The sequence below is a fragment of the Winogradskyella litoriviva genome (assembly GCF_013249065.1).
Classification (GTDB): Bacteria; Bacteroidota; Bacteroidia; order Flavobacteriales; family Flavobacteriaceae; genus Winogradskyella; species Winogradskyella litoriviva.
This window is the reverse complement of sequence record NZ_JABRWQ010000008.1, coordinates 138,096-153,979: the sequence shown is the minus strand read 5'-3', so window position 1 is coordinate 153,979 and position 15,884 is coordinate 138,096. Positions and strand designations below refer to the sequence as shown.

Genomic DNA, 15,884 nt, shown 5'->3' with positions numbered 1-15,884 from the left:
TGATTTTTCACTATGGAATATTCAAATATTTATGTGTTTGTAATGACACTTTCCATTTAGGATTTGCCATAACATAATCTACAATCATTGGCATCATTTTATCACGCTTACTCCATTCTGGTTGCAGATATAAAATACAATCCTTATTAACTTTAGCAGCTTGTTCTTCTGCAAATTTAAAATCGTCTTTGTTATATATAATACATTTAAGCTCGTGTGCTTTTTTAGAAACTTCTTCTGTTGGTAGTTTCATTTTTTTAGGCGAAAGACAAATCCAATCCCATTCACCAGTTAATTTATAGGCACCAGACGTTTCAATATGCGTCTTTACACCTTTTGCTTTTAGTTGAGCTGTTAACGGTCCCATGTCCCAGGTTAAAGGCTCTCCACCAGTTACAATAATTGTATCACTATACTTAACAGCGTTTTCAACAATTTTTTCTGTCTCTGTAGGCGGATGCAATTCTGCCAACCAGCTTTCTTTTACATCACACCAATGGCAACCAACATCACAACCACCAATTCTAACAAAATATGCTGCTGTACCTTTGTGAAATCCTTCGCCTTGAATGGTATAAAATTCCTCCATTAAAGGGAGCAATAATCCTTTATCTATTAACTCTTGTCTTTCTCTTCTTGTCATAAGGCTGCAAAGATAGTTATTTAGTTTTCAGTTTTTAGTCTCTACTAACAGTAAATTTTATCGTAAAACTTTAGATTTTGGCTTTAACTTTTAGCTAAAACTCAAACTAATATTGAAATCGTAAACTAGGTTTAAGCAGCAGAACTGTAAACTGAGACTTAAAACAATTTCATACTTGATTAAAATTACATTATTTTTATCCAAATTTTCTGACTAATGAAGAATACTGAAACATTCGAAAAAGAGATCAACGAAGGAAACAATTTTAAAGGCGACTACATTACTTTAGGCTCTGCTATGTTAAATGGCGAAACTATTACAAATACATTTGTAAATGTGCCATTAAAAACCATGAATAGACATGGACTTATTGCAGGAGCAACAGGTACAGGAAAAACAAAAACATTGCAAGTATTAGCTGAAAATCTATCTGAAAAAGGTGTACCTGTTTTATTAATGGACATTAAAGGAGATTTAAGTGGTTTAGCAAAACCAAGTCCTGGCCATGCTAAAATTGATGAACGTCATAAAAAAATAGGATTACCCTTTGAAGCTAAAGGTTTCCCTGTAGAAGTTATGACATTATCTGAGCAAGATGGTGTTAGATTGAGAGCAACAATTAGCGAATTTGGACCTGTTTTAATCTCAAGAATATTAGATGTAACAGAAACACAAGCAGGTATAATTTCTGTAATATTTAAGTATTGTGACGACAATAAATTACCATTATTAGACCTTAAAGACTTCAAGAAAATTTTGCAATACGCTACAAGTGAAGGCAAAAAAGAATTTGAAGAAGCTTACGGTCGTATTTCAACAGCTTCAACAGGTGCAATTCTTAGAAAATTAATTGAAATTGAGCAACAAGGAGGAGATTTATTCTTTGGCGAAACATCATTTGACACACAAGATTTATTGCGTATTGATGAAAACGGAAAAGGTTATATAAACATTATTCGATTAACAGATATACAAGATAAGCCTAAATTATTTTCAACATTTATGTTGAGTTTATTGGCAGAAATCTATTCTACTTTCCCAGAACAAGGTGACAGCGGACGACCAGAATTGGTAATGTTTATTGATGAAGCTCATTTAATTTTTAATGAAGCTTCTAATGCATTATTAAACCAAATAGAAAGTATTGTAAAACTAATACGTAGTAAAGGAGTTGGCTTGTATTTTGTAACCCAAAATCCTATGGATGTGCCAGAAGCCGTTTTAGGACAATTGGGCTTAAAGGTACAACATGCCTTAAGAGCATTTACTGCAAAAGACAGAAAAGCAATAAAATTAACAGCGCAGAATTATCCTGATACAGAATATTACGATACGGCCGAAGTTTTAACGTCTTTAGGAATTGGAGAAGCCTTAGTTTCTGCACTAGACGAAAAAGGAAAACCAACGCCTTTAGCAGCCACTATGATGCGAGCTCCAATGAGTAGAATGGATATTTTAACGGAATCTGAACTTAGTAGCCTTTTAGCACAATCGCAACTTGCAAAAAAATACAACAAAGAAGTTGATAGAGAAAGTGCATACGAAATGCTTAACGAGAAAATTAAAAAAGCAGACGAAGAAGAAGTTAAGCAAAAAGCTAAAGAAGAAAAAGAAGCTTTAAAACGCGCAGAAAGCAAAAGAAAAACAAGTTCAACTCGAAGAAAAAGCACAAGAATGAATCCTATCGTTAAGGTTTTAACAAGCGCAACGGTTATACGAGGCGTGTTGGGAATATTAAGCAAAATGATTAAATAATTTGTCACTAAATCTATTATAACTATAACATTGAGTATTAACTAAATACTCCAAATCCCAAACATGAAAAATATATTATTCACCGTATTAATGTGTGCACTTCTAACCACAAGTTGTACTAAAGACAAAGAATTAAATCCTTTCTTAATTAAAAAAGACCATATAGGATTATTAAATGATTCAACCCAAGTAAAAGACTTAGATTCTATTTACCGAAATGACTCGGTAGTTAGGTACATTGCTGGCGATGAGTTTGTCGGTTCTGTTAACACTATTGAAGTATTTGAAAAAGGCGGCAAAAAGTTATTGGATTTATCACCAAGAGAAGCTTTAGATTCTACTTCGGTAATTGCAAGTGTTCGTATAATAGACGAGCGTTTTAAAACAGAAAAAAACATCTCTACCTTAAGCACCTTTAAAGATATTAAATCAGCTTATAAGATTTCTAAAGTAGACAATTTAATTAATGTTATATTAGTATCTGTAAATGAAATTAATGCCTCTTTTACAATAGATAAAAAAGAATTACCTGCAAGTATGCGCTTTAATATGGATATGAACATTGACCCAATTCAAATTCCTGAAAAAGCAAAAATTAAATTCTTCATGATTCACTGGTAATTTAGAATTTGGGTTTAAAAAAAGATATGAACAAGGATCGTAAAAAATATAAAATTCAAAACTCACCTTTTATAGTTCCTACAGAGGACGGAAAAATTATAAAAGAACATTTTGGCAATGCTAGTGACGGAAATTCCGCAATTAGTATTGCGCATATGGTTGCTCCTGCTGGTTGGTCAGAACCTTTTCAGACTCCAGAATTTGATGAATATACCTTTATTATTAGTGGCAAAAAACAGTTTATAATAAACGATGAAATTATTGTTTTAGAGGCAGGACAATCCATTAAAATAGAGAAAAACACAAGGCTCCAATACTCTAACCCTTTTACTGAACCGTGTGAATATTTAGCAATTTGTTTACCTGCATTTTCTATAGATTCTGTAAACAGAGAGGACCAATAATATGAGTAGCTTTGTAATAAAATCAATTGGTAATGCCTTAAATGCAACAAGTTTATTATCTCCTAAATTAGCAACAAAAAAAGCGTTGTCATTATTTGCCACACCAAGAAAAGGACGTTACAATGACGAGCAAAAACAAGTCATAGAATCTGCTTTTTTTGAAGAAATTAATTATAAAAATATGCAGATTGCCACCTATCGCTGGATAGGGAATGGAAAAACTATTTTATTAGCACATGGTTGGGAAAGTAATGCTGCACGTTGGGACTATATTATAAAAGACTTAAAAACTGAAGATTATAATATCATCGCTTTAGACGCACCAGCACATGGAAGGTCAGATGGTAAGCAATTTAATGCTATTTTATATTCTGAATTTATAAATGAAGCCGTTAAAAGATTTAAACCAGAGATTTTAATAGGTCATTCTGTTGGAGGTATGGCAAGTGTTTTCAGCATGCATCTTAACGAACTTTCTTCAATAGAAAAAATGGTTCTCTTAGGAGCTCCTGCTCATTTTACTGGTGTTTTTAGCAGATATAAATCTATGATGGGTTATAACAACAGAATTTCTAACGGACTAGATAATATTGTCTTAGAACGTTTTGGAAATCCAGTATCCTATTTCTCTACTGCTGATTTTGCAGAAACGATTAATGCAAAAGGCTTGATTATTCATGATAAAAAGGATAGAATTATTCCTTATGAAGATGGACAATTATTAGCAAATCGTTATAAAAATTCTGAGTTTATAACAACATCAGGATTTGGCCATGGTTTAAAAGACCCTTCTTTAACTCCCAAGGTTATAGCGTTTATTAATGACTAATCTTTATTGTACTTTTGTAATATGTCGCAAGAATTAAAACGCCTTAACAAATACCTCAGTGAAGCAGGCTACTGCTCGCGTAGAGCTGCAGACCGTTTAATAGAAACAGGAAGAGTTACCATTAATGATGTCATACCAGAAATGGGAACAAAAGTTGCTGCAGAAGATGTAGTAAAAGTAGATGGCGAAATTATTGGGCAACGAAAACAAGATTTTGTTTACTTGGCTTTTAACAAACCTGTTGGTATTGTTTGTACAACAGACACACGTGTTGAAAAGGATAATATCATTGATTACATCAACTACCCTAAACGTATTTTCCCTATAGGGCGATTAGATAAACCAAGCGAAGGTTTAATACTATTAACCGATGATGGCGATATTGTGAACAAGATTTTAAGAGCTAGCAATAATCACGAAAAAGAATATATTGTAACTGTAGATACTCCTATCTCTCAAACCTTTATAGAGCGAATGGCTGGAGGAATATATCTCGAAGATTTAGGCAAGCGCACTAAAAAATGTGTTGTAAAAAAGATAGACAAGTTTACGTTTAGCATCATTTTAACCCAAGGTTTAAACAGGCAAATTAGAAGAATGTGTGAGTATCTTAATTACGAAGTACAAACTTTAAAGCGTATTAGAATAATGAATATTAAACTCGATGTGGCTTTAGGAAAGTATAGAGAATTAACAAAAGAAGAGTTTACAACATTACAAGAACTCATAAGTGAGTCTAAAAAAACTTATGAGGAAAATCTTGTAACCCCAAGAAAAAATAGACGTTAAATATGGCTTTATCACCGTTTCATTTGGCAATTCCAGTTTCAAACCTTTTAGAGTGTAAAAATTTTTATACTAATATTTTAAATTTTGAAGAAGGCAGAAGCAGTGACCATTGGGTAGATTATAATTTCTTTGGTCATCAGTTGGTTATTCATTACAAACCAAAAACTGATGATAATGAACATACAAATTCTGTTGACGGAAAGGATGTTCCTGTTCCGCACTTTGGTGTTGTTTTACCATGGGAAACATTCCAACAATTTGCAGAATTATTAAAATTAAAAGGCATCACATTTATTATTGAACCTTACATAAGATTTGAAGGCTTGGTTGGTGAACAAGCTACCATGTTTTTTAAAGACCCATCTGGTAATGCTTTAGAATTTAAAGCTTTTAAAGACATGAGTCAATTATTTGCCAAATAAATTTAGTCTTTTTGTGCCAACCAGAAAGGTAAATAAATCAACAAAAACATTGGAATTACAATTATCTGTACCACCAAAATATAATATGGCCATTCGCCAAAATAATCTAGGATAGTAGCAGATTTAGGTTTTTGATTAAGGTAAAAATAATTAGCATCTAGCAAATAATTTAATCCTATCATTAAAGCTACATATACCTGAAGTGCCAAAAAGGATTTAAATACACTTTTTAACTTTGGTTTCATTCTAAAAACAAATACAAAGTAGAATATTACAGATAGTAATCCTAAATGAACAACCCAATATCTAAAATAATCAAAACTAGGAAAACCATCCGTTATATCTGGTGTAACAACTGCTTGCAACGTTCCACCAATTACCCAAAACACTAAAATTTCAAACATCCAATATTTACGATATTTTGTAAAAAACGGAATTAACAAAGCCATTAAACTACAGAGGTAAAGTGGCAAATCGGTTTTAAAATTATAATTATCGAAAAACATCCGATAAACATGAAAACCTATAAGTGTTAAAGACACAAACCATCCTAAATAATGAATAGTTTTTTGCTGTTGCAGCTCAGTAAAATTCTTTCTTGAATATATTACTAGAAAAACCGTAAATACTAGACTAAAAAGTATAGGAAGTATATGCTGAAAACTACCTATCGTAACTTTAGATGATACAATAAGTAGTTCTAATAAAATCATGTATAATATTATCTATTATGCTTTCTATGTTGTTCTCTTGCCAATAATGTATTCTTTAAAAGCATAGCAATAGTCATTGGCCCTACGCCTCCAGGAACTGGTGTTATAAAACTTGCTTTTTTACTCACGTTTTCAAAATCCACATCACCAGTAATATAATAACCTTTTTCAGAATCGTCTGGCACTCTTGTGATTCCAACATCAATGATTACAACATCATCTTTTACCATTTCTGCCTTTAAAAATTTAGGAATACCTAATGCAGAAATTATAATGTCTGCTTGTGATGTAATTTGCGTAATGTTCTTAGTATGGCTGTGCGTTAAAGTAACGGTTGAGTTTCCTGGAAAACCTTTTCTACCCATTAAAATACTCATAGGACGACCAACAATATGAGAACGACCAATAACAACGGTATGTTTCCCTTTTGTTTCTACTTCATATCTGTCTAATAATTCTAAAATTCCGAAAGGTGTAGCAGGAATAAATGTAGACATATCTAATGACATTTTTCCAAAATTCATTGGATGAAACCCATCCACATCTTTGTTTGGGTCTACAGCCATTAATACTTTTTGCGTATTAATTTGAGGAGGCAGTGGTAATTGAATAATGAAACCATCAATATCGTCGTTATTGTTTAACTCCTCAATTTTATCTAAAAGCTCTACCTCACTTGTGGTATTAGACAAACGCACCATAGTAGACTCAAAACCAACACGTTCGCAAGCTCTCACTTTACTGCCTACATAAGTTAAACTTGCACCATCATTACCTACAATAACAGCCGCTAAATGTGGCACTTTTTCATCATTAGCTTTCATCTTATCGACTTCAGCTTTGATTTCGTTTTTAATGTCGTTGCTTACTTTTTTTCCGTCTAAAATTGTCATGCTTTTGGTTATTGTTTTCTAGCAAAGACGCTAAGGCGCAAAGCTTTATAAATTATTTTTTATTTCTAAATATTTCTACAGGCAAGGCTTCAAAAATTACTAACAACACTTTACCTTGGCATATTTTTCATAGCCTGCATCATGCGTTTTCCGCCTCCTCCTTGCATCATTTTCATCATTTTACTCATCTGAGTAAACTGCTTTAAAAGTTGATTTACTTCTTGCACAGAGGTACCAGAACCTTTTCCAATTCTCTTTTTACGACTCGCATTAATAACTGAAGGGTTTGAACGTTCTTCTGGTGTCATAGAATGAATTATAGCCTCAATACCTTTAAAGGCATCATCATCGATATCAATATCTTTCATCATTTTTCCAGCTCCAGGAATCATACCAATTAAATCCTTCATGTTCCCCATTTTCTTAATTTGCTGAATCTGTTTTAAGAAATCATCAAACCCAAACTGGTTTTTGGCTATTTTCTTTTGAAGTTTTCTTGCTTCCTCTTCATCAAACTGCTCTTGTGCACGCTCAACTAAAGAAACCACATCACCCATGCCTAAAATACGATCAGCCATACGTGATGGATAGAAGACATCAATTGCTTCCATCTTTTCACCTGTACCAATAAATTTAATTGGCTTATTAACTACAGATTTAATAGATATTGCTGCTCCACCTCGTGTATCACCATCTAATTTGGTAAGGATTACACCATCAAAATTTAAAATATCATTGAAGGCTTTTGCTGTATTTACAGCATCTTGACCCGTCATAGAATCCACAACAAATAACGTCTCTTGTGGCTGAATTGCTTTATGAATGTTAGAGATTTCGGTCATCATCGCCTCATCTACAGCTAAACGACCTGCCGTATCAATAATTACCACATTGTGCCCATTTGCTTTTGCATGTGCAATACCAGCTTGAGATATTGCTACAGGATCATTATTTCCTCTATCACTAAAAACCTCAACACCTATTTGGTCACCTACAACATGTAATTGATCTATTGCCGCAGGACGATAAACATCACATGCTACTAATAAAGGTTTCTTTGTTTTTTTGTTTTTTAAATAATTAGCAAGCTTACCAGAAAAAGTTGTTTTACCAGACCCTTGTAAACCAGACATTAAAATCACACTAGGATTACCAGAAAGGTTAATACCTTCTGCGTCGCCTCCCATTAACTCGGTTAATTCATCTTTAACGATTTTAACCATTAATTGACCTGGCTGTAACGTTGTTAATACATCTTGACCAAGCGCTTTTTCTTTTACACGTACTGTAAATTCCTTTGCAATTTTAAAGTTAACATCGGCATCTAAAAGCGCACGTCTTACTTCTTTTAGCGTCTCAGCAACATTTACTTCTGTAATACTACCATGACCTTTTAATACGTGTAACGCTTTATCTAACTTATCACTTAAATTATTAAACATAATCTTTATCTCTTTTTACAAGTTGCAAATTTAAGAATTTATGAGTGAATTACTAATGTGTTTAAGAATAAGTTTTCCTTGTTAGTGGTAGTTAACAGAAGATGAAATACCAATTTAACGTTCATTATATTTTAATCCACAAAAAAGAGCCACTCATAGCGAATGACTCTTTTTAATCAACTTAACTTACTAAAATTACTAACCTCTAGTTTCTTTATTCACAAGTTCTATCTAGAACTATTTCATTATTACTATCATTAACATTGTGCAACACCAATTGCTCTGCTGTACATTCTACAACTAACCAGCTACCGTTTATGGCTTGAATATTTGGACCTGCAACATTAGAAAACTCTATAATTACACCATCATTAGGCTGAGATGTAGACCATGAAGCGTCAATGGTTATTGTATCATTGTAAATCACTACAATACCTGAGTTTTCTTCAAAATCGAAGTTATAACTGAAAAGATTATCACTTCCGTTGTAACTTGTAATATTCCATTGGCATTCGGTTAAAATACCATCAATATCTTCTTCAGTACAACTTCCGGAATTACAATCAACAACATTTAGTTGAATTACAAATATTTCAACCTGATTATTGATTTCTACTCTGGTATAAACAAGGGAATTTAATTCTGCTGTATTATAACTTTCTGGATTTGAAATAGCATTCATATTAGCATTTGCATCCGCTTGTGTTACATGATAAGTTACAACATCTGCATTAGGCGTACAGTTTGCAAATGCCAATGGTAGATTAAATTCATAAAGTACAGTAGCGTCTGTATAACATGTTTCTAAAACTGCATCAAAACTCTGAAAGCATTCAAAATCATTTGCTGAGCAATCATTAACAATCAACTCTACTGTAAAAATTTCATAAATATCAGAATTATCAAATAACTCGGCTCTTGCATAAATAATCTGTGGATTACTTGTATTAACAAATGGCGAGACTAAGCCATCAACAGCGGCTTCAGCATCTGCAATAGAAATATGATAAGTTACTAGTACATTATCTTGACTACAATTTGCATAAATATTTTCTAAATTAAATAATGCAAATCCATCATTTATACCATCTTCATCATCACAAATATCTACTACAGCATTTTCAAAACATTCAAAATAATTACAATCTTCTGTATTGAGGTAAATTGTAAAGATTTCAAAATTGCCACTTTCAGCTTCAATTCTTAAATAAGCCTGAGTAACCAAGGTTCCGTAGGCTTCTGGATTTGCTATAGGATTAATATCATTCTCGGCATCAGCTAATGTTTCATGAAAAGAAGGTGTAAAAGCATATTGGCAATCTACTAACCCAATAGTGTTTGCGCTTAGGTTAAAAACCGGAACATTATTAGGTTGGTAACATTCTACAATTTCAAAATCACCGAAACAATTAAATACTTCTTCATTACAAGGTTCTACTACTAATTCTAATTCTTGCACAGCATACTCGTGTGTATCTTGATTAAAAACTCTAAAAAATATGGATTGAGAACTTAATTCTGTAGGTGTTGTTAATTGAATATTTAAATGATTAGTTGTATTAACTGCGTCTTGGTATGTTGGATGATAACTACCTGCTAATGGATAAAGGGCAATACATTCTGTTGTTTGCAAACTATTTGTTTCAATAACAAAGGTGGCAATCCCGTCGTTATCATCATCACATTCTTGAGATAAAACATATATAGAATAACATTCTAAAAGGTTTTGGTTGTTTACCTCACAAGCTTTCTCTAAAGTAATTTGGTTATCACCATTTACTAAATATAAATTTCCTGGATTACATTCTACAATTTGCCATTGTCCGCTTAAAACCTCAAACCCTTGTTGAAACTCTAAATTGATAACAATATTTGCTTCTATGGTTTCAATATTCCAAGTACCTATTTGAGATTCTAAATTATCTGCACCTTCAATAAAAATTTCACTATTATTTCCGAAATGCATATAAATAGGAACTAAAGAGTCAAGTAAATTTGTCTGCATTAACCATGCGCACTCTAACATAGTTGCATTAATATCTTCAACAGAACAACCCAAATTCCCTAAACAATCTTGTTCTAATTCTAAAACCATATTGTTTTGAGTTATTGTAAGTTCATTGGAATCATCATCACATGCTATGATTAGCCATTCTCCACCTAAATCATTTTGGAATGCTGTTAAGTCTGATAACTCTAAAACCAAACCATTGTCTGTAGCAGATAAACTCCAAGAACCTCCTATTGCAGATGCTGCCATTCCTTCTGAGATTTGTAATTCACCATTCTCATTAAAAATTAATTGATAGTTATCATAATTCCCTGCTGCATCTGTAAAATCCCAAGGGCATTCTTGCAACATACTACTAATGTCAGTTATTGAACAATCCAAGTCATCTTCGCAATCTTGTTCAAAAAATAAACCTGTTCCGTCTACAGTTAAATGTTCAAATTTTAGTTCATCATCGTCGCACTGTACAACTAACCAATTGCCATATTGCGCTTCATAATAATAAAAAGTACCAATATTTAGTTCTAAACCAGATTCAGTTGCTGTGAGCTCCCAAGTAGTGGAATAACCTTCTGAAACAGTTCCTTCAATAAAAACGGTTCCATCTTCACTAAAAGTAAATAGATATGGTCCGTCTAAATTATCCACATCCTCATTAGTATATAAATAAACATCCCATGGACATTCTATTAAATTTAATGCAACATCTTCTTCTAAACAAGAAGCTGCATTGTCTTCACAAAACTGCTCTGCATCTTCAATAGCGTTGGTCAATTCTTCATTAGTATTAACTTCTATTGTTTCTCCATCTGCATATACAATTGTAACAGGAAAGTTTAAACTTACAATTAATGCGTTGTCGTCTTCTTCTAATTCATTGAGAAAAACATATAAAGCTTCGTCGTTTTCAATTATAACAGTATCGACTAAATTAAAACCAGAATTAAACACAGAAAACGAAATAGGGTACACAAAATCTGCACATTCAATAGCATCGTTTTCATCTTCAACGCAATCATCTATAAAGGTTTGAAGTTGATCTTCATTTTCAATAACCAGTTGGCTATAATCACTAAAAATTAGTGTAATAGGGAATATAAAATCTACAATATTACCATCTACAGAAACATTATCTAATAAATCTTCTAGCTCTTCTAAATCATCTTCAGTTTCAATTATAATTGTAATATCAGCAACAATTATCGTCACTGGAAGCTCTAACGAAAAACAACTTGAGTTATCTAAAAAATCATCTACAGTACCATCATTTGTAACCACATTACTCATTAGATTTGCCAATGCTGAATCTGGTACTATGGTTTCTTGTTCATCTAGATTTCCAATATCAGAAACTTCATCTTGGCAAGATGTAAATACAAATAGGGCAAAAAGGACAACGGTAACTAAATAATTAATTTTAGTTTTCATAGTGCGATTGATTTTAACTATTTATTATAAAACAGTTTAAAAGACAAAAGCCCTACTATCAATTATTAAAAATTTATTTATAATTTGTGGCACCTAATCAAAATTATGAGCAAACCTTTACATGACCATATTTGCGAATCGCAATTTTTTGAACGCTTATATAAAAAACATGCTAAAAACTTGCACGATTTTTTATACTACAAATTTGGTGACCACTTAAATCCACAAGACCAAGTACAAGAAGCTTTTATAAAATTGTGGCAAAACTGCGGTAAAATTGCTCCAGACAAAGCAAAGAGTTATTTGTTTACTACAGCAAATAATTTAATGCTTAATGTTATTGCACATAATAAAGTAGTTTTAAAGCATACAAAGCAACCTCAAAAACATGCTACCAACGAAACTCCCGAATTTATATTACAAGAAAAAGAATACCACATAAAATTACAAAAAGCCATTAGCAATTTAACTGAAGCCCAACGCGTCGCTTTTTTAATGAACAGAGTTGAAGGTAAACGTTTTAAAGAAATTGCCGCAATTTTAGATATCTCCGTAAAAGGTGTAGAAAAACGTATTTATGGTGCATTAAAAAAACTAAGAGAAGACATTAATGAACTTTAAAAGTTAAGAAGGTAGGGATTTTTTAAATACAGCTGTTATATAGTTGAATGTATATTATGAAAAGAGAAGAACTCATAAAAAAATGGTTAGATAATAACCTTAATACTGAAGAGCAAAACGCTTTTGAACAGTTAGAGGATTATTCTGATATAATCAAAATAGATAAGGCTTTAAAAAAATTTAAAGCTCCTGAATTTTCTGTTGACCAAAATTACCAAACATTAAAACCTCAACTTAAATCTGCCAAAACAAATTCAAATCAATGGCTAAAACCATTTTTGAGAATCGCTGCGGTTTTTGCTATTGCATTGAGTGTATATTTATATACTTCTAATTTAGATACAGAAGTTAAAACCATAATTGCAGAGCAAACAAGTATTGCTTTACCAGATAATTCTACTGTAGAATTAAACGCGAATTCTTTATTATCATTTAATGAGGATAATTGGTCTAATAATAGAGAAGTAAGACTACAAGGTGAAGCTTATTTTAAAGTTGCTAAAGGTCAAAAATTTGATGTAATTACTGAAGACGGTATTGTTAGCGTTTTAGGCACACAATTTAATGTAAAACAACGCGAACAATATTTTGAAGTTACCTGCTATGAAGGATTAGTTGGTGTTACACACAATAACAAAACAGTAAAATTAAAACCAGGACATACTTTTAAAATCGTTGATGGGAAACTACTTGCAAATGAAAAAGAAAACGCTATGCAACCGCATTGGTTGCATGGTGAAAGTAGCTTTAAAAGTATAGCTTTAAAACATGTTATTACCGAATTCGAAAATCAGTATAATATGTATATACATGCAGATAATATAGACACATCGCGTTTATTTACTGGAAGTTTTACGCATAATAATTTAGATTTAGCCTTGAAATCTGTTACAATACCCTTAAATTTAAGCTACAGTATTTCAGGAAAATCTATTTTACTTAAACGTGAATAAAAAATTACTTTGTTCAGTTTTCTTCATATTTACGATTGCCTTTTGCAACCTTACTCATAGTCAGGCGCAACAGGAAAAACAACCACTTGCACAAATACTACTAAAGCTTGAAGAAAAATACAACGTTAAATTTTCTTATGAGCCCAAAACAACAGATGGTATTTTAATTTCCCCTTTGTATCCTGAATTATCTTTAAAACAAGTTATAACACAATTACAACTACTAACACAACTTAACTTTGAAATTTTAAGTAAACGTTTTATAGTTATAACACCAAATAAAACAAAGGACTCTCAAAACTCTATTCAACATTTAGAAGAAGTTGTGGTGACTAATTTCTTAACTAAAGGTATTTCTAAAACCAACAACGGAACTATTGAAGCCGACAAAAAAGCATTTGAAATTTTACCTGGATTAATTGAACCAGATGTTTTGCAAATTATTCAAAATCTACCTGGTATTATTAGTGTAGACGAGCGTATTTCTAATATCAATGTTAGAGGTGGTACAAACGACCAAAACCTTATTTTGCATGAAGGCATTAGAATGTATCAATCCGGACATTTTTTTGGATTAATATCTGCTTATAACCCTTATTTATCAGAAAGCATAACAATTTCTAAAAACGGAACAAGTGCCAAATTTGGCAATGCGGTTTCGAGTACAATTTCTATAAAAAACTCAGATGAATTAGAAAAAACCAGCAATGCAGGCATTGGCGCAAACCTGTTAAGTGTAGATGGTTTTGCAAAAATAAAACTTACCCATAAAACCGAATTACAATTAGCTGCCAGACGGTCGTTTACCGATATTCTGGTTTCAAAAACTTATGATGTATATTTTGACCGTATATTTAGAGATTCAGAATTAAATACAGCAAGTAATTCTCAACTAGCATTAGACGAACGTTTTTTGTTTTACGATTTTAATGCTAAGTTTTTATATGATATAGATAACACTTCTAAATTACGTCTCAATTTTTTAAACATATATAATGATTTAGATTACAATCAGGTTTACATTACTTCAGACAACAATATTCAAGAAACCAATAGCCAGCTGAATCAAGTAAGTTTTGGTGCAAGCGCCAACTATTCTAAACGAGTAAACCAAAAACTTCATTTTTCTACAGAATTATATTATTCTAACTATGATTTAGATGCTAAAAACAATAATATAAGCAACAATCAGAGTTTAGAACAAGAAAATAAAGTTGAAGATTATGGCTTAAGAATAGATATTACTAATGCAGTAAATCCAAGTTTAAATGTTAATCTTGGTTACCAATTTAACGAGGTTGGTGTCACAAATTTAGAAGATGTTACCAACCCAAACTTTATAAGTTTAAAGAAAGAAATTATAAGGACTCATGCCTTTTTTGGTGAAGTAGAACGTTATTCAAAATCTAAAAACACACATTTAAGATTAGGTGCCAGAATTAGTTATTTTGGTAAACTAAAAGAGCTTATTATTGAACCACGTTTTGCTTTCAACCAAAAATTATCAGATTATTTTAGATTAGAAATTTTAGGCGAATTAAAAAGTCAAACTATTACCCAAGTTATAGATTTACAACAAGATTTTTTAGGTATAGAAAAACGTAGATGGCAATTAGCAAATGACTCTAATATTCCTTTAATTAAAAGTCAACAAATTTCTGCTGGTTTAAGCTACAATCAAAACAACCTATTAATTTCATTAGAAGGATATTACAAAAACGTTGCAAATATTACAGCACAAAGCCAAGGTTTTCAGAACCAATTTCAGTTTGTAAATGACATTGGTTCCTATACTGTTAAAGGCATAGATTTTTTAATTAACAAACGTATTAATGATTTTAGCACATGGTTAAGTTATACCTTTAGTGAAAACGATTATCATTTTGAAAACTTAAACAACGGCAATGCTTTTTCTAACACTATAGACTTACAACATGTTGCTAATGCGTCTTTAACTTATAGTAAGACAAATTTTAAAGTTGGTTTTGGTATTAATTGGCATTCTGGCAGACCTTATACAACACCTTCTAATTTACAAGACAACCTTAACAATAGCATAGAATATAACCAACCTAATAGCTCTAGATTACCAAGCTATTTTAGAACCGATGTTTCTGCTATTTATAATTTTAAATTATCAAAAGGAATTAAAGCAGATATAGGTGCTTCAATCTGGAATATCTTTAATCAGACCAATATTATCAATCGTTATTACAGTTTAAATTCAGATGACTCCATTATTGAAATTAATAATCGTTCTCTAAAACTCACACCAAATCTTAGTTTTAGGGTAAGTTTTTAGTAGAAAAAACATTTCTAATTTAAAAAACTGGTATAAAATAGTATTATTGTAGTACCAA

14 protein-coding genes are annotated in these 15,884 nt (G+C 31.6%); 9 read left to right on the top strand and 5 right to left on the bottom strand.

The window, feature by feature from the left end:
- Window positions 1–10 precede the first annotated feature (10 nt).
- On the bottom strand, window positions 11–643 hold the full coding sequence (locus tag HNV10_RS16465; protein ID WP_173302484.1) for a 7-carboxy-7-deazaguanine synthase QueE: 633 nt from the start codon (window positions 641–643) through the stop codon (window positions 11–13).
- Between the two features lie 216 nt (window positions 644–859).
- Between HNV10_RS16465 and HNV10_RS16460 the strand changes: the two genes are divergently transcribed.
- The 6 genes from HNV10_RS16460 to HNV10_RS16435 all read left to right on the top strand — a co-directional run bounded on the left by HNV10_RS16460 (window position 860) and on the right by HNV10_RS16435 (window position 5,463).
- A complete protein-coding gene (locus HNV10_RS16460) occupies window positions 860–2,398 on the top strand; it encodes a helicase HerA-like domain-containing protein (protein ID WP_173302483.1) in 1,539 nt (512 codons plus the stop codon).
- Between the two features lie 63 nt (window positions 2,399–2,461).
- On the top strand, window positions 2,462–3,019 hold the full coding sequence (locus HNV10_RS16455; protein WP_173302482.1) for a hypothetical protein: 558 nt from the start codon (window positions 2,462–2,464) through the stop codon (window positions 3,017–3,019).
- A 26-nt stretch (window positions 3,020–3,045) separates the two neighbouring features.
- Entirely contained in the window at window positions 3,046–3,423 is a 378-nt protein-coding gene (locus tag HNV10_RS16450; RefSeq protein WP_173302481.1) for a cupin domain-containing protein, read from the top strand.
- A gap of 1 nt (window position 3,424) precedes the next feature.
- Window positions 3,425–4,252, top strand: a complete 828-nt coding sequence (locus HNV10_RS16445; protein ID WP_173302480.1) for an alpha/beta fold hydrolase — start codon at window positions 3,425–3,427, stop codon at window positions 4,250–4,252.
- Between the two features lie 21 nt (window positions 4,253–4,273).
- Window positions 4,274–5,041 carry a pseudouridine synthase gene (locus HNV10_RS16440; protein WP_173302479.1) on the top strand — a complete coding sequence of 256 codons (768 nt, stop codon included), beginning with the start codon at window positions 4,274–4,276 and terminating at the stop codon, window positions 5,039–5,041.
- A 2-nt stretch (window positions 5,042–5,043) separates the two neighbouring features.
- Entirely contained in the window at window positions 5,044–5,463 is a 420-nt protein-coding gene (locus HNV10_RS16435) for a VOC family protein (protein ID WP_173302478.1), read from the top strand.
- Between the two features lie 2 nt (window positions 5,464–5,465).
- Here HNV10_RS16435 and HNV10_RS16430 read toward each other — a convergent pair whose 3' ends face one another.
- From HNV10_RS16430 to HNV10_RS16415, 4 genes are all read right to left on the bottom strand, one after another.
- A complete protein-coding gene (locus HNV10_RS16430) occupies window positions 5,466–6,176 on the bottom strand; it encodes a YwaF family protein (protein WP_173302477.1) in 711 nt (236 codons plus the stop codon).
- A gap of 8 nt (window positions 6,177–6,184) precedes the next feature.
- Complete coding sequence (locus HNV10_RS16425; RefSeq protein WP_173302476.1) at window positions 6,185–7,069, bottom strand: bifunctional 5,10-methylenetetrahydrofolate dehydrogenase/5,10-methenyltetrahydrofolate cyclohydrolase; 885 nt, start codon at window positions 7,067–7,069, stop codon at window positions 6,185–6,187.
- Between the two features lie 110 nt (window positions 7,070–7,179).
- Window positions 7,180–8,511 (bottom strand): signal recognition particle protein, encoded by a 1,332-nt coding sequence (ffh, locus tag HNV10_RS16420; protein ID WP_173302475.1) that lies wholly within the window; start codon window positions 8,509–8,511, stop codon window positions 7,180–7,182.
- A 214-nt stretch (window positions 8,512–8,725) separates the two neighbouring features.
- On the bottom strand, window positions 8,726–11,950 hold the full coding sequence (locus HNV10_RS16415; protein WP_173302474.1) for a hypothetical protein: 3,225 nt from the start codon (window positions 11,948–11,950) through the stop codon (window positions 8,726–8,728).
- Window positions 11,951–12,055: 105 nt separating this feature from the next.
- Between HNV10_RS16415 and HNV10_RS16410 the strand changes: the two genes are divergently transcribed.
- Genes HNV10_RS16410 through HNV10_RS16400 form a run of 3 tightly spaced genes read left to right on the top strand, consistent with a single transcriptional unit; the run spans window position 12,056 to window position 15,826 of the window.
- Complete coding sequence (locus HNV10_RS16410; RefSeq protein ID WP_173302473.1) at window positions 12,056–12,571, top strand: RNA polymerase sigma factor; 516 nt, start codon at window positions 12,056–12,058, stop codon at window positions 12,569–12,571.
- 56 nt (window positions 12,572–12,627) lie between these two features.
- Entirely contained in the window at window positions 12,628–13,524 is an 897-nt protein-coding gene (locus HNV10_RS16405) for a FecR family protein (protein ID WP_173302472.1), read from the top strand.
- Complete coding sequence (locus HNV10_RS16400; RefSeq protein ID WP_173302471.1) at window positions 13,517–15,826, top strand: TonB-dependent receptor domain-containing protein; 2,310 nt, start codon at window positions 13,517–13,519, stop codon at window positions 15,824–15,826. Before HNV10_RS16405 ends, HNV10_RS16400 begins: the two co-directional genes overlap by 8 nt.
- The last annotated feature ends 58 nt before the right edge of the window (window positions 15,827–15,884 follow it).